Genomic DNA, 21,562 nt, shown 5'->3' on the forward strand with positions numbered 1-21,562 from the left:
CGGTCACCGGCTCTCGGGCGAGAGATAGCGTCCGCAGTCGAGCATCCCGTTCATCTGTGCCTGCACCCCTTGATCGACGACGGTGTAGGCGTTGCCGGCGGAGCTGAGCTTTGTGGACAGTGCAGCAAGGAGCAGGACCATGTCGTTGTACTGGTCCTGGGCGAAGCGGGCGAAGACCTCGACGTTCGATGCAACGTCTGCGTGTGCGCGCGGCGCGCGGCAGGTCGTCGCGTTCTCGCCGTCCATCCGGCCTTCGTAGAGAAGGCCTGCAACCTCCATGAGCAGGTGCGAGCTCCCGTCGATGGATGAAGCATTCACCGCAAATCCATCGCCTTGACCGGGTGGCACGCCAAGGTGGTCGCCACCTGCTTCGGCGGTGTTCAACCGCATCTGCGGTAACTCCTGCTGGCGGGCGACGACGATGGCTTTCTGTTCGGCCCATTCCTCTGCAAACGACACAGCTTCCGCCCCCCTGCGGTCGCGGCGATGAGTGCGACATGCGCTTCGCGATCTCCATCCTGCCGGATGCTGCAACCGCCGATCCACTCTGATCGAACTGACGGCCGAAACCAGCCCGTCAGGCGCCGAACCCGGCTACCTCGTCGACTGCTGGACCTTCAGCGTTGATCTTCAGCAGGCGGGTGGCGATCGCTCCCAGGTCCCGGCCGAACTCCTGGGCCAGGTCTTCGAGGGAGGCGCCCTGGGCGCACCGTTCTCCGAGCTGCTGCTCGTCGTCGGGGGTCCACGGCTTATAGGCGTTGGGATGGGTTTGCCGCTTCTCTTCCACGGTGTAGGCCTTGGGCGCTTTGGGTTGGGGGGAGGTTCGCTGGCTGGGCGCGAGGTCGGCGGGGAAGGGGGCCAGGCCGAGGCTGTGGAGCTTCCAGCGAATGGATTTCTCGCTGCGTCCCAGGTCTTGGGCCAGCTCTTGGGGGGTCTTGCCTGCCTGGTAGTGGTCTTTCAGGTAGTCGTGTGTTTCAGCCGTCCAGGCGTCTCCGTGGCGGGTGGCTTTGACGGTCGAGGCAGGGATGTCCGGGGCGCCGCTTCGGCCTGGCGCGGTAGCGGGTACTGAGGCGATGAGGCGACCGATTTCGCCAAGGTCGCAGGTGTCCAGCTCTCCGGTGAGTTCGCCCTGGACGATGCCGTCGAGGGTGCAGACGATGGCGGTGAGCTCCATGCGGCCCTCCCCGAGGAAGTCGGCGGAGAGGCTGTACCTACGGTCTTCGCTTCGGAGTTCCAGTTTCACGCTGGACGTCCTCTGGGGCGCAGGTGAGGCACGAGTGGGTTCGGTGTGCGGAGGCAGGTAGGCCGGGGAGAGGAGTTCGTGGACGTGCCAGGTGGCCAGAAAGGCGCCGCCGTCATCAAGTCGGTAGCTGTCTTGGCTGGCTTCCAGGTCGCAGGCTGCGTACAGAACGTCGAGGCGTTGGCCATCGAAGAGGCCGGGGGTCCCGCCCGGTGGAGTGGGAGGGAGGGTGAGGGCGCCTCGTCCGGGCTGGGTTTCGTAGATCTCGGCGTGCGGGTCTCCGTGCCAGGTTCCGTGGGCGTCGCGGAAGGCATAGATCAGCATGATTGAGGATGGTTCCTTAAGTGGCGCTGTCAGTAGCGGAATTCGACGAAGTCGAGGTCGGTGATGGCTGCGGCGGCCTGGGTCTGGTGAGGGCCGAGGCGGCGGAAGAAGTAGGCAGCGCCAATTGCGTCGCCGAGGATGCGGCAGAGTTCGGCTTCCTCAGCGTCGCGGTGGCGGGCGGCGAAGAGGTCTGCAGCGTGCTGCGGGAGCAGCTGGGGGGCGAGGAAGCGCAGCCGGCTGTCGTTCGAGGAGCCTCGTGCGGCACTGAACCCGAACCGGGCCCGGAAGCGCACAATGACCTGCGCGTTGTTGCGTACGAGAGTGCCGTGGAGGGCTTGGCGTTCCGTGAGCTGCCAGATGCGACGTACTTCTCTGTCGATCGCCTGGCATGTCTCGTCGGTGAGGCTGGATGGTCCGGCGCTGACTAAGGGCTCTTGGAGTTGTAAGCGGGCAGCGGTCTGGCGTGTGCCGAGTTGGGCGATGAGGTAGTCCAGGCGGTCGGTGTGGGACCGGGGTGGGGTTCTGGTCCAGTGCCGCTGGTCGGCGATGTCGAGGGCTTCGCTGATGGATTGCGTGAGGACGCTCATGCCGCCTCCTTGGCGGGCTCGTTGGAGTGGTTACTTCGACGTTCGATATCTCTTTATGTCCGGTATGGAGTAGGAGGGTTCCCGGATGTGGTTAGGAGTGCGGGACGGAGGCTGAAGTGGGCGCGGTGGGGGCGTTACCGCTGTCGGTGAGGCTGGTTGCGGGCGAGTCGGTGGCTTCGTTCATTGGACGGCTTGCGGCGGCCAACGGGCTTCGGGCTGCGGACGTTGTGGGATATGTGGGCGGTACTCGGCGGGAGATCGATCCGCAGGCGGTGGAGGTCCGGCTCGGGGAGGCAGCGGTCGAGGATTTGTCCGTCTTGGCGGGGCGAACGGTGGATCAGTTGCGCCGGGCGCTACCGACGGCACGGCGGCCGGTGCGCGGGAGCGCGGTGCGCGTGGTGGTGTGGCCGCAGGGGCAGGGGGTGGTCCAGCAGTGCGAACTCTGCTGCCGGGCGGTGGGCGATGGACCGCCGGCGTGGCTGGTGGCAGTGCAGGCGTTTGATGTGTGCCGACGCCACGCCCGCTGGCTGGGCTGCGCGGGAAGCCGCTCGCAGATGAGTCTGGAGGGGCTGCCTGAGGTGGTCCTGGCCCATGAGCGGCGCCGGCGCTTCGAGCGACGGGTAGGTCCCTACGGACAGGCTCTTTTGGCCGATGCGTTTCAGGTGTCGGTGTACTGGTGGAGCTGTTTCCAGATGGCCTCCACGGACGGTTGGGCGCGGCGTGAAGCAGTGCTCGGTCTGACCCGGCGGCGTCTGTGGGCGGTACCGATCGTGGTGTACCCGGAGGTGGTGACGCTGGCGGAAGCGATGGCGGTACGTGAGAGGCAGCGCTGCTATGGAAGGGGCTTCGACGGGCAGACGACGCGCTGGCACACGGGTCGGTGGAGCCGGTGGGTGGGTGAGCGGCTGGGGCTGTCGCAGGAGTTGGCAGCCGGGGGTGAGCGTGCGCTGCATCTGTGGCTGATGGCCCATCGCAACAGCGTTCCCGTGGTGGCGCGTTTGACCGGTTCGCCTCCTCCGCCCGGATACCGGGCAATGCAGATGCGGGCGCTGGCGCCGCACCAGCGCCTGGTGGAGGCCCCGTGGGAGCAGATGTCGTGCCTGCCGTGGCGGCTGGGCGAGCCGATGACGAGTGTGACGTGGGACGGTGAAGGTTTTCCTGCTTAGAACAATCTCCAGGAGGTGTCGGGTTCGGGCGGGGCGGTGAGGTTCGCGTCGCATGGCGAGGGGCCTTCTTCTGTGGGGTCGTCGAAAGCGGCGGTGGGGTCTTTGATCCAGCTGGCCGGGTTGAGTCCGGCCTGTGTCGCTCGGGCTGCCCAGGCCATGGAGGCGGTCCCTTCGAGCTTTACGTGGCCGAAGCGAGCGCCGAAGGTGAAGCTACGCAGCGTGTTCTCGCTCGCGGGGTCTCCGGGGGGCAGGAGGTCGAAAGGGGTGGGCCGGGTGGCGGGGTAGACGACGCAGTCGGTCAGGACGGCCAGGGGGTAGCGGCCTGTAGTGGCGGCCATGAGGTGCATTTTGCGGTGCAGTTCGGTCCGGGCTGCGGCGATGATCGCGGCGCGGATGTCGGGGCGCCAGTTCACTCTGCGCAGCGCCGGCCAGGGCTCGTAGGGGTCCCGTTCGAGGTCGGTGGGGCCTTCGGCGAGTTTGCCGATGCCTCCGTTGGCGGTGGCTTTGATCAGGCGCAGGAGGTCCCAGTCCAGCGGGTCGCCCAGTACCAGTGCCTGGTCGCGGGCGTGGAAGAAGGCTTGGCCGGTGGCTGTGGGGTCGATGCCGAGACGGTGGAGCCCCGTGTTGTAGGCCTGGCGCAGGCGGGCGTTCCAGTCCTCCAGGTAGGGGCCGCTGGGGTCGCGTCTCAGGTAGGCCTTGATCGGTTTGATGGTGGCTCTGAGCTGTCGCTGGGCGTAGGCGAGTGTGGGTGTGGCGTACCAGGCGGGGCCGGTGGGCGGGGCACCGGTGGGGGTGAAGGGGGATGGCAGTCGGGGGTCGGTGGCGATGTGCGAGAGGTCGGCGTACCAGCAGCCCGGGATGGAGGCGTCGAAGTCGGGCAGGTCTTCTGGTGTGGGGCTGACGGGGCCGTAGCCGACCCTGATGCGGCCTGCCGCGTTGGCGAAGGCGAAGTTGGTGTCCAGTCCGACGACGTAGTCGAAGTCGCCGAGTTCCTGGGCAGTGGGGTCGCGGCACCAGTCGAAGGGCTCCTCGCACTGCACGTCGACCGGGTCCCATCCCCGGGCCACGGGATGGGCGGGCGGTGCTTCGGGAGGTGCTGGGGCGCGTGGTTCGGTCAATGCTCCGCGCACGGGGGGAGCGAGGATGCGCTTGCTGGTGGCGACGTCGCCGGTCCATTGCTTGGGCGGACGCAGTGCTGTCATGAGCCGGCTTCCGCAGGTGGCTGTGGAACCCTGCGGAACGATGACTGTATCCGCGTACCTGGCCAGGAGCTTGGTGAGGTGCTCAGGGGTGAGTGCGTCCAGTTCCCAGCCGGCGTCGGATAGGGCTACCCAGGGCTGCACGGCCAGGTGCACGGTGACGCGACCGCGGGGGGCGGTGCGGGCCTGGAGGCGGCTCCAGGGGCCCATGCCGCGTCCAACGGGTTGCCATCCTTTGGCGTTGAGGGTGTGCAGGGCCGGATGGCCGGATGGCAGCAGGCGGCCGATCGGGTCGTTGAGCGTCAGCGGAAGACCGACGACAGGGGTGGCCGCGCCGGTGAGGACGAGCAGAGGGTACTGGTGGTGTCCTCTGCTGTGCAGCCGCACGGCGCCTAGGCCCTCGGTGTGGGTCCAGACCAGCAGTTCGGCCAGGGTTTGGGGGCAGTCGCTGGTGCGGTCCTTGCTGAGGTGGGCGAGTAGCGCGCCGTCGCGGTAGTCGATCACGGCCACGGGCCCTGCCGGGAAGTCCAGTCGTCGGGGCGGCAGTTGCAGGGGCGGGCACATCAAGGGGTCGGACTGGCCTGAGGGGAGGGGGCCGCTAAGGGTGCAGGTCGTGCCGCGGTGCAGCCAGCGTCCGCCTGGTCTGCTCGTGGTGGGCAGGCCGCAGCGCTCGCACGGGCCGATTTCCTGGGCGCAGCCGTCGCACAGCACGTGTGGCTTCCCGCTCGGTGTGTTGTGCACGGTGCGGCGCAGGGCCGCCCAGTCCGGCTCGTAGGTGACGGGCAGGTGTTCACGGATGCGCTGGAGCAGGCGGGCGTAGGCAATGTCGTCGGGGGGTTCGGTTTGGGCCTGACCGGCTTCCCATGCCTCCATGTCCGGCACGTCCTTGCCGAGGGCGCTGGCGAACTCTTCCAGCGTGGCTCCCCACACCTCACGCAGGCGGCGTCGTTCGACCGGGGCAGGAAGGCCGGGCGGTCGGGGGCCGCGAGTCATGAGGGCTTCGGTGGCTTGCATGGCATCGCTCACGGGTGTGGGACTTTCGGCGCGGCGGGGTGTGGTGGCGTAAGCACCGGCTGAGGCCGGCGCCGGCAAGCACGTGTGCGTTGCTGGTTGGGGAGTCGATGATGGATTGCACGTGTTGCGGGAGTTTCATCGTCACGCCGCCATCCGCTGTGTCAGGTGACATGCCTGCTCGATAAGGCCGATGCGGCACTGTTCCTCTGCGTCGTCCCAGCCTCTGATGCGGCTGGCCTGGATGAGGATGTGCAGCGCGGCACGGGCGATACGGGCGCTGGTCGCGGTCGGTGCGTCCGTCCACCGGTCTTCCTGGATCGGATCCTGTTCTGCGAGGGCGATGGCGGCGCAGTGGGAGCCGAGGCCGTACAGAACCGTGCCGACTTCCTGGACCAGCCGAATGGACTGTTCACCTTGTGCGGCGGTCCGCAGCACCGCGACCGCACCGTTGACGAGCAGAGCGTCGGCGTTGGGCAGAGACGAGTGTTCGTGAAGCCAGTCGACGCCGGCCCCTGCCTCACGCGTACGGTGCCTCACCTCGCCCCACTGCCTGCGGGTCATGCCCCGGGGCGGGTTCAGACTCAGGTCCTGGAAATGAGCCAGCCGAGCGTAGGACGTGTCCAGGACAGACTGCGCCGCCGCCGTCGTCTCGAGTTCCGTGGCATCGAGGGGCCGGTTGATGCTGCGCATCAGGGCGGCGAGTCGGTACAAGGGCTCGGTCAGGTGTGGGGGTGCGGCGAGGTCGCATTGGGGGCTTGTGGCGAAGCTCAGGGTGGTCACTCTGGTCTCCTCACGATGGATGGGGAGGGGAGGGCAGCTGAGGTGCAGACGATCACTTGATGCCCGAGGGGCTGTGCGTCCTTCGGGCAGGCAGGCCAGTTCCGGGGTCTGGCACTAGTAGGGCTTGGTCAGGTTGGGGCTGGCGTTGCGTGTCCTAAGGGCTCGGTGTGTCGTTCTAGACGTGTGACGCCGGAGGAAATTGCATCTGTACGTGGCGAGTTGGAGGACTTTGCGGCGGAGGTTTTCGAGCCGTTCGCGCGGAAGGATCAGCGTCGGTGGGGGCGGGTTTACCTGCGGGGCCTGCTCACGGACGGGCAGCGCAAGTCGGTCGAGCCGATGGCCGCCAGGCTGGGCGAGGACGGGAACCGTCAGGCCCTGGCCCACTTCATCACCACCAGCCCGTGGGATCCGGCGCATGTGCGGGCCCGGCTGGCCTGGAAGATGGAAAAGGCGATCCGGCCCACCGTGCTGGTCTTCGATGACACCGGCTTCCTCAAAGACGGCAATGCCTCGGCGTGTGTGTCGCGGCAGTACACCGGCACCGCGGGCAAGGTCACCAACTGCCAGGTGGGAGTCTCGCTGCACCTGGCCTCGGATCACGCCTCGGCGGCGGTCGACTGGCGGCTGTTCCAGCCCGAGACCTGGGACCCCGCCTCGCCGAAGGCAGACCCCGACAAGGTCGCCCGACGCACCGCCTGCCAGATCCCCGACGACATCGGGCACGTGGAGAAATGGCAGCTCGCACTCGACATGCTCGACGAGACCCGTTCCTGGGGCATCGAGGTGCCGGTGGCCATTGCGGACGCCGGTTACGGAGACGCGGCCGCCTTCCGGCACGGCCTGCAGGCCCGGAGCCTGAACTACGTCGTGGGAATCTCCACCACCCTCTCGGCCCAGCCCGGCCACGCGGTGCCCGTGGCTGACCCGTACTCCGGGATCGGGCGCCGGCCGGTGGCGAAGTACCCGGACAAGTCGCAGTCGGTGAAACAGCTGGTCATCGCGGCCGGCCGGAAAACAGCGAAGCCGGTGCAATGGCGTGAGGGCTCCCGGCCCGGCACCGGCCGCAGCGGCTTCAAGCGGATCTACTCGCGGTTCGTGACCCTGCGGATCCGGCCCGCCGGCCGCGAGGTCCGCCAGGCGGCCGACGGCCCGGAGCTGCCCGAGTGCTGGCTCCTGGCCGAATGGCCCGCCGACCAGGCCGAACCCGTCCAGTTCTGGCTGTCCGACCTGCCCGCCGACACCCCGCTGACCACCCTGGTCCGCCTGGCCAAGCTCCGCTGGCGCATCGAGCACGACTACCGCGAGATGAAACAGGCCCTGGGCCTGGCCCACTTCGAGGGCCGCACCTTCAACGGCTGGCACCACCACGTCACCCTCGTCTCCGTCGCGCACGCCTTCTGCACCTTGCAACGACTGGCCAGAGCCCCAAAAGACACGGCGCCGGCCTGAGCCTCTACCGCATCGTTCGCGAGCTACAGACCCTCCTCGCGACATGGACCGGCGTCTGCCCCACCTGCCACCGCGGCATACCCACACCAACACCAACCTGACCAAGCACTACTAGGCATCGGGGCCGCGAGGGGCCAAAGGTGAGGCCCAGCGAATACGGTGCGCGGCCTTCATCACCCTGCGCTGGGGCAGGTGCCGTCAGTACTGACGGGCGGCACGTGCGATGGCCGATCTGCGTGCCGGCGGTGCGGAACTCATGGTTGTCCCCCTCCAGGACCGCGGCCAGGCATCCGCCGCGTTTCGCACCGCAGGGTGCCCACCTCGAACAAGTCCTCGCACCTACAGGTGAACGGTTCTGCATCGATGACCTGCATGAACACACTGACGGATACACCCGTTCGAGAAGTGCGGGCTATTGATCGCATCGCCCGTTCGAGCGCGTTCGACCGAAAAGGCTTCTCTGGCCGCATGCCGCCCGCCAAGGTGTCCCCACGACCCCAGCGATCAGGGGCGATGACCTGTGTTCTCGTGGAGTGTGGTGTGGGCGACGTCGTGTGGGCGCAGGTGCGCTCCGATGCCGGACGGCTGGTGGATCGGCCGGTGAGTGAGCTGCGTCAGGTACGGCTGGAGCGGCATGAGCCGGTGTGGCAGCCGGAGCGGTACCGGGGCAGGCGGGCGATCGCGACCTGGTGGCGGCTTGCCGATCAGGCTCGGCTTGTCGGGTGCGGCACACTCCAGGTCCGGGAAGCAGCATTGTCGCTGGAGTTCGATCCGCAGGTCGTGACGTTCGCGGCGTGGCCGGTGCGGCTGAGCTGGGCAGGCAGCGCCCCGAGCTGTGTACCGGACTTCTTTGTTCGGATGGCTGACGGGCAGGCGATGCTGCTGATGTGCCGGCCTGGTGACGGCACGGGTCGCTGGGCGCAGGCACAGGAGTTGCTGCAGGCCGCGGGCCGGCAGGCCGGTTGGCGGGTACGTGTGCACGATGGTGTGGAGGATGCGGTGGTAGGCCGGAACCGGCAGCGGCTGTCACGGTGGCGGCATACGCGGTTGCGGGATGCGGAGACTGAGCGGATTCTGCAACAGGTCTTTGCCAGGCCGCAGCCCTTCGCCGAGGGGATCCGGGCCAGCGGCCTGCCCGAACTGCCCACCGTCGCCCGGGCCCTGCACCTGATCTGGTCCCGGGGGCTGCTCATCGACTGGACCCAGCCTTTCGTTCCCGCCCATTCCCTGGTGTGGTCGATGGGGGCACGCTGATGGCGGTGCGTGCGCCGGCACGACCGAGCACAGTTGCAGTGGGCCAGGTCGTCCACTGGCAGGGACAGCCCTATCTGGTGACAGCGCTGCAGGGCACCAGTGCTCACCTGCTCAGTCAGGCTGCCGACGGCGAGGACGCTGTCGTCCTGGTGGAGGCGCTGCAGAACTCACCCGGTTTCCGCGTGCTGACTGAGCCAGGTGCAGTGCCCGACAGTACCGTCACGGCCCGACAGGCGTCGGCCGCAGGACGCGGCCTGGGAGGGGCTGGGTTGCTGGACGGGCTACCAGGCAAGGCCCGTGAGGAGGTCGAGTTCTGGCTGGACCATGTGCTGGAGGTCCACACGGGACTGCCGGGGTTCGCCGCTCCGGGCACCACGCCACGCGCCTGCTACGACCCGCAGCACACCACCTTGCGGGATCGCTACGAGGTCAAGGCTGCCGAGCTGCGTGCGGCGCATCACCCGGTATCGGCGGCGACGGTGGAGCGCAAGCGGCTGGCCTGGCTGGAGCAGGGCGTGTGGGGGCTGGTCGACAAACGCCGGGTGCGCAGCCCGAGCCGGCAGGGGCGGGTCGACGAGAAGGTCGTGCAGCTGCTGTGGAAGGTGCACGAGCGGCATAAGAACCGCTCTGTTGGTACGAGGTCGCGGTTGTTCGAGTTCCTGAGGAGAGCGTGTGTGAAGAAGTTCAAGAAGGAGGCGGAAAAGCTGATGCCGTCCCGGGCAACGTTCTACCGGCTGCTGGATCGGCTCAACATCCTCTGCGCCAAGGAAACCAGCCACCGAGGACGCGACGAGCTTCGTGCCGAACCTCCGTTCACGCTGTCCATGCCAACGACTCTCGGCGAGCAGGTGCAGATCGACACCACCTCCCTGGACCTGTTGGGCCTGGATGAGACCGGCCGGGCCGTCCCACTGGAGCTGACCGCGGCGATCGAGGTGGCCAGCCGGAGCGTTCTTGCCGCAGTCATCCGGCCCAAGTCCAGCGGTGTCAAGACCGGCCGCTCCTCACGCCGTCACGGCGGCCGGGCCACCAAGGCGGTGGACGCCCTGATGTTGCTGGCCGAGATGTGTACCCCGCAGCCGATGCGCCCGCACTGGTCCCTCAAGGCCCGTGCGAAAGGATCCGGTCTGCCCTACGCGGGGCTGGTCCAGGCCGATGAACGGATGCAGGGCGCGGCCGCCCGGCCGGTGATCATCCCGGAGATGATCGTCATGGACAACGGCAAGGTGTTCGCCGGGCGGGCATTCATGGACGCCTGCGCCCAGCTGGGCATCTCTGTCCGCCCGGCCTGTTACAACTCCCCCACGCACAAAGCGATCACCGAGCGGACCTTCGGGTCGGTCAAATCGCTCTTCAGCCAGTTCCTGCCCGGCTACACCGGCAAGGACCTCCACCACCGCGGTAAGAAGGTCGCCGGCGAGCGGCTGTGGCGGATCGACCAGATCAACGACTTCCTGCAGCAGTGGATCGCCATCGGCTGGCAACAGCGGCCGCACGACGAGCTGCGCAATCCGTTCCTGCCGTCGATGCCGCCGCGCACACCGAACCAGGTGTTCGCCGCCCACGTCGCCAGCAGCGGCTACGTGCCGCTGGCATTGAGCGCTGAGGACCGGCTGCGGCTCCTGCCGACCGCGTGGGTGAGGGTGACCGAGAAGGGCATCCGCCTGAACAACCGCACTTACGACCATCGCGGTCTCGGCCCGTATCGCAATGCCACCTCCGGCTGGCCGGGCAAGGGGCAGCGATGGCCGGTGCGCTACCACCCCTACCAGCCGGAGAAGGTGTGGCTCGAGGACCACCGAGCGGGCGCCTGGGTGGAGGCGGACTACGTCTACCAGCGGCTGATCGGCGACGCGTGGAGCGAGCACGTGTGGGACCAGGCCACCGCCGACCACCTCGAGCAGGGCGGCAGCACCCGCGACGAGCTCGCCATCGCCCGCACCGTGCGCTCGCTTCTGGAACGTGCCGGCCGAGGCCCCGCCCGCAACGAACCGAGAAAGCCGGCACCCGTCGACCGCGGCATGTACGTCGGACCACTGCCGGGCGAGGATCCCTACCGTGGCATCCCCGTACCCGACTACGACAGTGTCGCAAGCCTGCCGATCATGGATTCCGACCTGCAACGGATGTGCCAGGCCTCGGGGCAGGAAAGTCAGCAGCCGGGCAGCGACCCGCGCCCTCAGCCGCCGTCCGGTTCCGCCGAGGCGTAGTCCGCATCTGCGCACGATCCGGCCGGTGGGCTGGTTCCTCACCGGACGTTGCAGCCTTGTGTCCCTGGAGCGTTGTGCCATGTCTTTTCCCGAGCCGTCCGGCGGCGCCGGGCTGATGCTGCCCGCTACGACCCTGCAGGGCTGGCAAGCCCTGCTTGACCGTGTCGTCGTCCCTCCCGATCTGGACACCTGCCCTCCAGCCGGCTCCCACCTCGGGCCCGACGACGTACGCATCCGCTACCACGCCACCATGCACACGGTGCAGACCCCCGTTCTGAAAAGAGCGGTCGCTGTGGCCCGGCGTCTGTGGCTGGCCAGCAGCCCTCGCAGCGAAGGCCCTCTGGATCTGGCCATCGACGGTCCCGGCGAAACCGGCATGACCACCGTGCTGCGGCAGATCGGCCGGATCTACGAAGGGATCGTCCGTGCCCAGTTGCCGCCCGGCACACAGAAGCGCATCCCGGTCATCCACATCAATACCCCACTCGCCCCGGGGAGCAAGCTGGACATGTCGATCCCCTTCGCCGAGTTCCTCGGGCACAGGCACACCAAGGATCCGGAGAGCGGGCAGCGCAGCACTGACATGACCGGGCCCGTCTGCCACGTAATAAAGGCCTGTGGGACACGCCTGGTCCTGGTCGACGGCATCGACCGGCTGGACAACTCCGAACTGAAGACAGCCTTCGACTACTTCGGCTACCTGGCAGCCGAATGCAACGTGTCCTTCGTGTACTGCGGGCCCGGTTCCCGCGAAGTCGTCAACGAGGCACGCCGGGGCAAACGGCCCGGCCCGGCCGGCCCCGGTTCGGGCGGTGTCCCCACCCTCGCCGTGCAACCCCTCCCCTACAGCACCGACGACTACGAACTGTTCCACGAAGTGATCAAGGCATTCGACCAAGGCCTGCGTCTGCGCCAGCACACGCCAGGTGACCTTCTCAACCTCGCCGCACACCTGCACCGGCGCACCGGCGGATACATGAAGCCCCTGTCCCATCTCATCTGCCAGAGTGCGCAGGAAGCCATCGAGACGGGAATCGAGGCCATCACCAGCGAACTTCTTGACAATCAGCTGGTCGGCGTCTTCGAAGAAGATCCCATCTTGCAGTTCTGACTCATCCCATCACTGCGCCGTCACTGCACCTCACAGCCCGCCTCCGTCTACGGCCTGGTGTGTCAACACTCTGCGCACACTCGCTCCAAAGGTGCTGCTGGCTGCTGGACACGGGCACCAGCTGGAGGCAGCTCCCGGATCCGGGCACCAGCACCCTGCGAATGAAGCCGGTCAGGCGTACTCGTGGATGGATGCCGGAGCATCGCAACGGTTACCGGCGTGCCGCTGAGATCTGGGGCTGGCGGCAAGGGTTGCTGGCCTGAAGTCCCACTCAGGAGCGAATGGACGCTGGAAGATCACCCGTGTGGCCGTCCGCCACCGTGATGAGAGCGTTACCCCTTTTTCGCCTGGATTGTCATAAGCAGGTGCTGCACTCTTCGCCACGACCTAAGAGCGCGCTTTGCCAGGTAAAGGTGGTTCTTCTCTTGGATGACGATTTCGGCAGTGCAGATCGGCTGCTGGACAGCGAGGAGCGGCAGCTGCTGGCCGCGGCTCCCGGACCCAGTGACACGGGCGGGTGGAAGTCGCTGGTGTCCGATCCCGGTTTTGTTCGGCGCAGTACGGTCCTGGCCCGCTCGAGCCCGTTGCACCGCCTGGATCTGCGGCAGGCGTGGCAGCAGTTTCCTGCTGATGTGTATGACCCTCGGACCCTGGCACTGGCGGCGCTGGAGGCGGTGATGCACCAGCAGGGCCTGGACCAGGAGGCGACCACTGAGGCTGTGGTGGAGTTCCTGGTGGATCTGGCCTGTGATGCTGCACCAGCCCGGGACGGTGACGAGCACGAGGCCGTGGCTCGGTTCGTGCTGCGGGAGCTCCTCAATGACCAGCAGGGCGGCCTGGACTTCGCCGTTGCCTACAGCGATTACCGGCAGGGGCACTGCCGACAGGAGCTGGGGGTGCGACTGCTGAGCGAGGAGATCGGGCGGAGCGGGCGGGCGGTGCTGCGGGCGAGTGTGCCGGCGATCAATCTGCTGCTGGCCGGGATGGATGTCGATGTGGAGGATCACCAGGCGGCGAAGGACGAGATCCTACGCCGCCAGGTACGCAGCGGGCGGTGGGGCCGGGCGGAAGAGAGTGCCGGGGAGAGCCTGAAGTTGTCGCTGGCGTACGCGGAGCGAATCCGGGTGGTGCTGCGGGAGACCGAGCGCGATGTGCGGGCCGTGGACTGGGGACGTCAGGTGCCGGATCTCCTTGACTCGGCGCGCGGCCACCTACTGGAGCGGCAGCGGGCTGAGCAAGGGCTGATCGAGCTGATGCGCACGGCACGCGACGGGATCAAGGAAAGCGATGTGCTGCTGACCTGTATGCGCATCCTGCAGCTGCTGCAGCGAGCACATCACCGGCATTCACAACTACTCAAAGAGGTACTGGGGGCCCGGTCGACGTTCCTGCAGTCGCAGGCCCAACAGCGCTTCCGGCCGATCCCTCAGCTGTCGAGGGTGGCTCTGCAGGGCGATGTGCTGCTGCCGTTGCTGGAGCTGGGCGCGGCTGAGGCTGCTGAGGTGACTGAGGTGTTCACCGATGCGCTGAGCGGGCCTGTCGTGGCGCGTCTGCCGCGGCTTCGGGACTGGTGGAGCCTGTTGCTGGCACCGGCGCGGGAGGGCAGTGGGACGTTCGAGGACGACGAGGTCGTCGAGCTGACGAATGACGATCTAACGGCGGACGCTGCTGGTCACAGTGACCTCGACTACGCGCAGGCCCGCAGAGTGCTGGCGCACGCTCTGGCCGGGCCGGTGCGGCTGTCGCAGTTGCTGGCCGACGCCCTGCCCTTCGGTCCGGCGGTGGCCGACGTTCTCGCGCTGACGGTGCTGGCGGCGTTCGCTCCGGATCCCGAGGGCGAAGACGGGGCTGGCGTGCACGACCTGTCGGATCTGCTGGGCGAGCAACTGGTGGTCCTGGACGACGGCGCGTGCTTCGACAACGGCCTCTACGGCGGCAGCGACCTGCTCGTCGTACCAGCTCACTCTCTGATCGTTGAGCGTCTGCTCGAGGAGGCTGTGGCATGAGCACAGTTGCGGTTCTGGAGGATCTCCAGGACGCGGCGGAGCTGGTGCGGTACGGGTGCCGGCCCAAGCTGCGTCCGCTGGCCGACGCGCGCTATCGGGATCTGCTGCAGCGCTACCGGATGGACAAGGCCTTCCGGGACCGAGTCGAAGCTATCTCCCAGGGGCTGGGTGTGCAGGTGATCGCCGCACACCCCCAGGAAGGCCTGGTCCTGCATGCCCAGGACGGAGGACTGTTCACCTATCGGCTCAAGGACGATCTGAAGCGGTCGGCGGAGCAGCGCCTGGTGCTTGGGCTGGTGCACGTCGCGATTGCGGCTCGTGTGTATCCGACCGAGCACGACCTGGAGGACGAGACGGTCAAGCGGATCAGTGTCGGTGAGGTGGACGCCTTCCTGCGGCACCTGGTGGAGCAGCTGAGGACGGCGTCGAGGGGGGCGGACGGGCTGCCGGTCCCTGAGCCGGCCGTCGATGCCGTGTGGCGGATGTACGAGAGGCGCCCGCCGGCGAAGCCGACCGCGGGAGGGCGTGGGGTCACCCAGTCGAGCACGCAGAGTGTGATCCGCGAAGCGCTGGACTGGCTGGTGCACCAGGGCATGGCGATGCCGGCGTCGGAGTTCGGCGCCGGGCACTACCGGCTGCTGCATAGGTTCCGGCTTCAGGTAGGTGAAGCTGCGGCGATGCCTGCGTTCGAGACCTTGCGCGACATCCGGCGGGCCCAGGACGCAGACTCCGCTCCCAACACTGACACCCGCACCGACAGCGAGGAGATGTGACATGCACCGTCTGCGACGTCTGCGGCTGGTGAACATCGGGCATGCGGCTGCGGGGTTCAAGTCGCTGGTCCTGGACCTGACGGGCGGTGTGGCTCATGTGGATGGCAGGGTGATGCCGGCCGTCGACGTGATCTTGTGGCTGCGCAATGGCGGCGGCAAGTCGAGCCTGCTGTCATTGATCTTCAGCCTCTTCCTGCCGGCGAAGAACGATTTCATCGGCCACAAGAGGGGCAAGTCACTGGCCGACTACGTGCCCGACCAGAAGGTCTCCCATGTCATCGCCGAGTGGGAGGACACCTCCCTGCCCCGCGGGGGCCCTGCCCTGATCACCGGAGGGACCTACCAGTGGCAAGACGGGCACCGGCCCGCTGACGTGGAGACCGGATGGGAACTGCTGGTACGCCGCTGGTACGCCTTCCGGCCGCTCCCGGGGCTCCTCGACCTGGACTGCCTTCCGGTGCGTTCCGAGGGTGGGCAGCTGACGCAGAGCGCGTTCCTCAAGAAGCTGGCCGACGCGGGCAAGGCACAGCGCGGGCTGCATCTGCGTATCGCCAAGGACCAGACCGAATGGCGCGCGCTGCTGTCCGATCTCAGGCTCGACCCGGCTGTGCTGCGGATCCAGCGGGACATGAACCGGGAGGAGGGCGGGATCACGGAGCTGTTCCAGTTCTCCACCTGCGAGGACTTCGTCGACTTCCTCATCGACCTGGTCTGCGACCCGCGGGATCCCGGTGTGGTCCGCGCGTCTTTGGAGGAGACGGCAGCAAAGCTGGCACGACGACCCGGCCGGGAGAGGGAGCAGAGTTTCCTGGCCTCGGCACTGCTGGCGCTGAAGCCTGTCACCGAGCACAGCCTCCTGGCGACCGTGCAGCAGGAGACGCTCACACAACAGGTGTTGGTGGCCCTGCGCGCGGCAGAGCACTTGTCCGGCCGGGCTCAGAAGTTGGGAAGCACGGCGGCCACGGCCGCTGCACAGGCCGCCACGGAGCAGGAGGCAGAAGCCGAGGCCAGGAAGCATGCCGAGCAGGAGGAACGGCGCCTGACCGTGCTGACTCAACATGCCGAGCAATGGGCCGCCGACGACGCCAGCACTCAGCTGAAACAGTGCGAGGAAAAGGCGGCCGAGGCCCAGCTGGCCCATCAAGCCTGGGAGCTGGTGGACACGGTGCTCGAACTCGATGCCCAGCGACAGGAGGAGCAGCATCTCAGAGAAATGTTGGAACACCAGGACGTACAGCAGGCCCCGTTGCGCGAGGCGATGCAGGCCGCAGGAGCGGCGCTGCGGGACAGGCTGTCTGGTGCCGCCGAGGAGCTGGCCGGTGAGGTGACACAGGCCCACCAGGAGGGCGAGGAAGCGGCTGCCGAACGTCAGGCGGCGGAGGACGGCCACGCGCAGGCAGCGAAGGCTCAGTGGCAGGCGAAGGATCAGCTGCGCCGGGCCTCTGAGCGGCTGGCAACTGCCGAAGAGGCTGTCAAGACCGCCCGCCGGGACGGGCTGATCGGCCCCCTGGAGAGTCCGGGCGACGCACTGACCCGCTACAAGGACGAACACACTGCCGTAGGCCAACGTCTGCAGGGCCGCCGCGCACGGCAAGCCGATGCGCTGTCGATGCTCTCTGGTCTGGCAGAGCAGCAGGCGGCCTGCGCCGTACAGCTCGCGGCGGCCCAGGAGCGTCACAGCGCGCAGTGGGACCGGTTGAGTTCTCTGCAGGCCGACAGACGCGAGCTCGCGTCCGCAGGGCGTCTGCTGGAGCTGGCCTGCGCCGAGCCTGGGACAGTGCTGGATCTGGACAAGGTGGCTGGGGACCTTCTAAGTCTGCTGGCAGCGGCTGGGCAGCAGAGCGATGCGCTGATGCTGCAGGAGCAGGTGGATGCCGTCGACGACCGGCGTACGGTAACAGCACTTCAAGATGTCGGCTTCCTGCCAGCTCCGGTGGAGGTCGAGCGGGCGGTGGAACGTCTGCGGGCTCTGGGCGCTCCTGCCGTGTCGGGACTGCAGTTCCTGCGGGAGGCATTCCGTGCTGACGAACACGCCGCAGTGGTGGCCGCCGCGCCTCACCTGATCGGCGGTGTGGTGGTGTGCGGGCCGCTTCCTGAGGGAGAGGACCTGGCTACGCTCGCACAGCGCGCGGGTGTCACGGCGTCTGTGATCGCGCTAGGTGAGGACCATCAGGCGCGTCAGGCGATCGCGGCTGCCAGCGCAGGCACGGTGGTACTGCCCGTTCACCCAGGGCTGCTGGAACCGGACGCCGCTGAGCGGGAGCAGTTGCGGCTGGAACACCGGCTGGAGGGGCTGGAAGAACGCGTCGGGGATCTGGTCCGCCAGCGGGAGACGGATGCTGCTCTCGCACGCCGGCTCCAGGCCCACATGGATGTCTTCGGTGCCGGTCCGCGCGAGGGACTCGAGGCAGCCGTTGCCCGTCTGGAACACGAGGCCGACACTCTTCACGAGAAACACCGTCTGCTGAAGGAGCAGGCGCGGCGTGCACGTGAGGACGCGGACGCGCTCGGGCCGGAGATTGATGCCCTCACCGAGCGACTGGTGACGCTGACGGATCTTCTTCCCCTAGTGCGGGAACTGGCACAGGCGTATGAGCGAGTGATGCCTGTCTGCCGGGCGGAGATGGAACAGGCTCGCCAAGCACTACCAGTACACACAGGCGACCTGCGCCGGCACGCGGAAGCCCGCCAGAAGACCGAAGCCCGGCAGAGCGAGGCTCGTGACCTGCTGCGGCGGCTTGAGGAGCGGCAGCGGCGCCATGCCTCGGAGATCAAGCGGCTCGACGCTGACCTCCCCGCCGGCTGCGGTCACGCGCTGAGCAGGGCCGAGCTGGCCGCAACCGCGGTGGAGACCCTGCGCAGCCGTTTCGATCAGGCCCGGCGGGACTGGGAAGGAGAGATCGGGGACGCAGGCCTGCGGGCGCGGGCCGAAATCTGCGCCAAGCGGATCACCGAGCTCACCCGGACTCTCGGTGCCAAGCCCGAGGAAGTCTGCGCCAAGGCCGAGCAGCTCGCGCGTTCCCCCCACGCGGGCGATGCAGAGGATCGCTCCACGAAGCGGGCCGAAGCCGAGGCAGCCAAGGAGACGGCCATCGAGCGTCGGGGCGTTGCCAAGGAGGCGAAACTCCGGGCCGACACCGCCTGGGAGGAGGCATCGGCTGCGGTGGAGGCGCTCGACCCTCCCTACGACGCGCGTGACGACCAGGCAGGCCCGTTCCACACGGCTGCCAGCGCCTTCAAGGCCCAGACGGAGGTCCGGAGATCTGTAGACCGGGCGCACGCGGCGGCCCAGGAACACCAGCTGAAGGTGAGAGACCTGCACATCGCCGCCGAGAAGGCGAAGGGCGCAGCGCACCGGGTGGCCCGATGCGCACAAGGGATGAAGGACACAGTCGGCCGTCACCGTGACACGGTGCACAATGCGGCGCCGGACAACGCCGGTGCCGCGCAGCTCGACGCCCAGCTGTTCGGCCTTGTCGAGCAGTTGCAGATCAGTGCTTCGTCGCTGGACTCTCTCTCGCCCGAACAGGCCGAGGCCTTGGAGCAGGCGGTGACCAGCCTGGTCGACGCCGCGGCGAAAGCCCACGACGACGCCCGCAAGAAGCTGGAGAAGGCGGTGCGCAAGGTTCACGGCCTGGCGCAGGACCAGGCGCACCGCGACGTGGTCGAAGGCCAGCTACTGGAACGGCTGCTGAACGATCTGAGCCACCCGGCGCGGCTGGCAGAGCTGATCGAGGAGATCGATCTGCGGGAGAAGGTCGTCCTCGGCGAGCTGGCCGAGCTCGCTGACGACCAGCTGATGGTCGTGCAGACCTGCCTTGGGCTGGTGAAGACAGTCCTGGACGACGTACAGCAGGTGGCCCGCCATTCCCGGCTGCCGCAGGGCTTGGGAAGCTGGTCGGGGCAGCAGTTTCTCAGCCTGGAGATCCGCCACCTGCCCGACGACGAGGTCCTCGCCCGCAGGCTGTCGACCGAGATCGACCGCATGACCGCCACCGTCGACGGAAGCACCTCAGCCAAGGCAACGGCCTTGCCGGACGCCATGACCCTGACCAAGGAACTGGTCCTGGCCGCTCTCGGCGGACGCGGCAACGTCGTCGCGAAGATCATCAAGCCGACGCAGTCCCTCGACATCGTCCAGCGCAACTCGGTCACTCAGATCCAGAAGTTCAGCGGCGGTGAACTGCTCACCGTGTCGGTCCTGCTGTACTGCACCCTGGCCCGGCTGCGCGCAGCCAAGCAGGGCCGCAAGGCGTCGGGAGGTGTGGGCACCCTGGTCCTGGACAACCCGTTCGGGAAGGCGAACTACGCGCCGTTCATCGGTCTGCAGCGCAAGGTCGCTGCGGCCCATGGCATCCAGCTCGTCTACACCACGGGCTCCAACGACCTGCCCGCCTTGGAACGCTTCCCCCTCATCATCCGCCTACGCAACGGAATCGACGCCCGTACCCGCTCGCAGTACGTGCAGATCGCCGACCGCTACGGGGATGCAGTCAGCCGCGGCCTGCAGCACGCCTACGACGACCACATCACCTCCGCGCGCCTGCACCGCCACAGTGCCCAGGACACCGGACCGGAAGACACCGGCCCGGGCATCCCGCACCAGAGCGGTGAGACCGAAACCGGCGACGCCGGGAGCGATGAGTGACGCCGGCCGAGCACATGACCGTCTTCCTCGCTGGCCAGACCCGCAGCCGGGTCGGCTTCGATCTACTGGCCCAAGCTGCTGACGCGGGCGACTCCAGCCTGTCCACCTCTCCGCTGCGGCGTCGGATCCTCGCTGGCGCCGCAGCACAGCTCGTCGGCGCCGGCGCCGTCCGGCTCCCCGCCGCCGGCGGCCGGGGCTGGGACCACAGCGCCGAACCTCCACTCCCCTTGTGGGTGGACCGGCTCACCCCCCGCCGGGCCCGCACCCAACGGCCGGGCCCCCGGGCCTGGGTCGAACCCCTCGCCTTCGCCACACATCTCCCACTGAGCCAGGCAGACCTCGAACTCCTCTCCCCCATCAACGACCACCTCCGCGACCACCCCGACGCCGAACCCGTCCCGATCCCCGAGCGCTCCTACGAGCTGTACGGCGACGAGAAACGACTCGCCCGCATCACCTCCCACCGCCTCGTCACCGCAGGCATGCTGAGCATCAGCGGCCACCTGCGGGCCTTCCCCTCCCCCGCACCCCTGGCGATGTACGAACTCGGGCCCGCGCCCTGGATGCTGATCGTCGAGAACAGCGCCGCGTTCACCAGCCTGCGCCGCATCCTCAAAGGCTGGCCCAGACGCCAGGAAGTGGGCTGGCTGGCCTACGGCGGAGGCGACCACCTCGTCGCCTCCCTCGCCACCTGCCTGGAGACCTTCGAAGAACGCGAGCACCCTATCGAGGACCTGCTGCTGTACACCGACCTCGACCTCGACGGCCTGGAATGCGCCCAGCAGGCAGCCGAACGCGCCCGTGAAGCTGGCCTGCCGCCGCTTGTTCCGGCCGCCGGCCTGTATGGCCCGCTCCTGACCCGGCCGCCCCGCGCTGTTCCGGTCGCGGACGCAGGCCGCGTCCGAGCAGCGGCGGCCTGGCTTCCCGAGCCTCTGGCAGCGAGGGCCTGCGAGCTTCTTCCGCAAGGGGAAGTTCTCCGGCAGGAGGCCCTGCCGAGGCCCCGGCTGGAACAGCTGCTGTGCCTCGACCAGACGCTGCTTCCCCAGCTGCGGCAGCAGCAAAGCCTTCCCACACCCCGCTGACAGGCCCAGGCGCCTCCCCGAACATGGGGCTCCTACTACTTCGATGAGGCGCCTGTATTCGGCCAACTTCGAGCGAGACAGAGTGGGACACGGCGAGACACCATGAGACTCGCCCGGATACCGCCGGACGTTCACGGACAACCACGGACGGTGGAAGGCAGTGGCCGAAGCGTGCGGGCCCGAGGACGGTTGCTGTTTCGTCGGGGCTCGCGTGCGTCACACTCCCCCGTATGCCGAGCTTTCAGAGAAGGAAGGCGATCGGTGACGCCCACGAACAGCGCGTCACCCAGGAACTCAACCGACGCGGATGGCACGTCAACCCCTGGGGACAGGGAGTCATGGGCGAACCCGTACGGCTCGCCCTGCATCACACCACCAGCTCGCTGCGCTGGACGCCCGACCTCATCGCCGCACAGGGCCGACAGGTCGTCCTGATCGACTGCAAGAGCCGCATGACCAGCCGGACCAGCCGGCGGCACGCCGTGGAACGCGCCGCGGTCACCGCCCACCTCCAGCTCGTCGCCTGGACCGAGCTCCCCCTCTACTACGTCTTCGACAACCTCGACCTTCTCACCCCGTATGACGTCCTCGGCCTGGGGCAGGAAGGCCCTCGAACCACCGCCGGCTCCGGGACGCCCTACTTCCTCGTCCCCGCCACGCGCGCCTCGGTATTCGACGATGTCTTCGGCGCCCCAGACGGGCTCATGGCAGCCTGAACT

General features: G+C 68.0%; 15 protein-coding genes. 10 read left to right on the forward strand and 5 right to left on the reverse strand.

Going from position 1 to position 21,562, the window contains the following annotated elements:
- Nucleotides 1-3: 3 nt before the first annotated feature.
- The 3 genes from OG594_RS46510 to OG594_RS46520 form a co-directional block, all read right to left on the reverse strand.
- A complete protein-coding gene (locus OG594_RS46510; RefSeq protein WP_266609009.1) occupies nt 4-459 on the reverse strand; it encodes a hypothetical protein in 456 nt (151 codons plus the stop codon).
- Between the two features lie 118 nt (nt 460-577).
- Nucleotides 578-1,564, reverse strand: coding sequence for a hypothetical protein (locus OG594_RS46515; RefSeq protein WP_266609011.1), 987 nt, complete (start codon nt 1,562-1,564; stop codon nt 578-580).
- A gap of 29 nt (nt 1,565-1,593) precedes the next feature.
- Nucleotides 1,594-2,151, reverse strand: coding sequence for a hypothetical protein (locus OG594_RS46520; RefSeq protein ID WP_266609012.1), 558 nt, complete (start codon nt 2,149-2,151; stop codon nt 1,594-1,596).
- Between the two features lie 116 nt (nt 2,152-2,267).
- Between OG594_RS46520 and OG594_RS46525 the strand changes: the two genes are divergently transcribed.
- Nucleotides 2,268-3,317 carry a TniQ family protein gene (locus OG594_RS46525; RefSeq protein WP_266609014.1) on the forward strand — a complete coding sequence of 350 codons (1,050 nt, stop codon included), beginning with the start codon at nt 2,268-2,270 and terminating at the stop codon, nt 3,315-3,317.
- Here the strand turns inward: OG594_RS46525 and OG594_RS46530 are convergent.
- Nucleotides 3,314-5,509, reverse strand: coding sequence for a transcriptional regulator (locus OG594_RS46530; protein ID WP_266609016.1), 2,196 nt, complete (start codon nt 5,507-5,509; stop codon nt 3,314-3,316). The genes OG594_RS46525 and OG594_RS46530 overlap by 4 nt on opposite strands.
- Before the next feature lie 162 nt (nt 5,510-5,671).
- A complete protein-coding gene (locus OG594_RS46535; RefSeq protein ID WP_266609018.1) occupies nt 5,672-6,310 on the reverse strand; it encodes a hypothetical protein in 639 nt (212 codons plus the stop codon).
- Nucleotides 6,311-6,493: 183 nt separating this feature from the next.
- On the opposite strand from OG594_RS46535, the gene OG594_RS46540 reads away from it, so the two are divergent.
- The 9 genes from OG594_RS46540 (at nt 6,494) to OG594_RS46580 (ending at nt 21,559) form a co-directional block, all read left to right on the forward strand.
- On the forward strand, nt 6,494-7,759 hold the full coding sequence (locus tag OG594_RS46540; protein WP_266601835.1) for an IS701 family transposase: 1,266 nt from the start codon (nt 6,494-6,496) through the stop codon (nt 7,757-7,759).
- Between the two features lie 540 nt (nt 7,760-8,299).
- Complete coding sequence (locus OG594_RS46545; protein ID WP_266609020.1) at nt 8,300-9,013, forward strand: TnsA-like heteromeric transposase endonuclease subunit; 714 nt, start codon at nt 8,300-8,302, stop codon at nt 9,011-9,013.
- Nucleotides 9,014-9,051: 38 nt separating this feature from the next.
- Complete coding sequence (locus OG594_RS46550; RefSeq protein ID WP_266609022.1) at nt 9,052-11,223, forward strand: Mu transposase C-terminal domain-containing protein; 2,172 nt, start codon at nt 9,052-9,054, stop codon at nt 11,221-11,223.
- Nucleotides 11,224-11,248: 25 nt separating this feature from the next.
- On the forward strand, nt 11,249-12,334 hold the full coding sequence (locus OG594_RS46555; protein ID WP_266609024.1) for an ATP/GTP-binding protein: 1,086 nt from the start codon (nt 11,249-11,251) through the stop codon (nt 12,332-12,334).
- 425 nt (nt 12,335-12,759) lie between these two features.
- On the forward strand, nt 12,760-14,340 hold the full coding sequence (locus OG594_RS46560; protein WP_266609025.1) for a hypothetical protein: 1,581 nt from the start codon (nt 12,760-12,762) through the stop codon (nt 14,338-14,340).
- Complete coding sequence (locus tag OG594_RS46565) at nt 14,337-15,113, forward strand: hypothetical protein (protein ID WP_266609027.1); 777 nt, start codon at nt 14,337-14,339, stop codon at nt 15,111-15,113. The genes OG594_RS46560 and OG594_RS46565 overlap by 4 nt, the downstream gene beginning before the upstream one ends.
- Before the next feature lies 1 nt (nt 15,114).
- Entirely contained in the window at nt 15,115-19,761 is a 4,647-nt protein-coding gene (locus OG594_RS46570; RefSeq protein ID WP_266609029.1) for a hypothetical protein, read from the forward strand.
- Entirely contained in the window at nt 19,758-20,843 is a 1,086-nt protein-coding gene (locus OG594_RS46575; protein WP_266609031.1) for a hypothetical protein, read from the forward strand. Before OG594_RS46570 ends, OG594_RS46575 begins: the two co-directional genes overlap by 4 nt.
- A 230-nt stretch (nt 20,844-21,073) precedes the next feature.
- Nucleotides 21,074-21,559, forward strand: a complete 486-nt coding sequence (locus tag OG594_RS46580; protein WP_266609033.1) for a hypothetical protein — start codon at nt 21,074-21,076, stop codon at nt 21,557-21,559.
- Nucleotides 21,560-21,562 lie beyond the last annotated feature (3 nt).

The organism is Streptomyces sp. NBC_01214 (assembly GCF_026340975.1).
Taxonomy (GTDB): Bacteria; Actinomycetota; Actinomycetes; order Streptomycetales; family Streptomycetaceae; genus Streptomyces.

Excerpts from the sequence above, each read along its gene's own strand:
- OG594_RS46570 (WP_266609029.1), top strand. The coding sequence starts at position 15,115 with ATGCACCGTCTGCGACGTCTGCGGCTGGTGAACATCGGGCATGCGGCT.
- OG594_RS46565 (WP_266609027.1), top strand. The coding sequence starts at position 14,337 with ATGAGCACAGTTGCGGTTCTGGAGGATCTCCAGGACGCGGCGGAGCTG.
- OG594_RS46530 (WP_266609016.1), bottom strand. The coding sequence starts at position 5,509 with ATGACTCGCGGCCCCCGACCGCCCGGCCTTCCTGCCCCGGTCGAACGA.
- OG594_RS46580 (WP_266609033.1), top strand. The coding sequence starts at position 21,074 with ATGCCGAGCTTTCAGAGAAGGAAGGCGATCGGTGACGCCCACGAACAG.
- OG594_RS46515 (WP_266609011.1), bottom strand. The coding sequence starts at position 1,564 with ATGCTGATCTATGCCTTCCGCGACGCCCACGGAACCTGGCACGGAGAC.
- OG594_RS46520 (WP_266609012.1), bottom strand. The coding sequence starts at position 2,151 with ATGAGCGTCCTCACGCAATCCATCAGCGAAGCCCTCGACATCGCCGAC.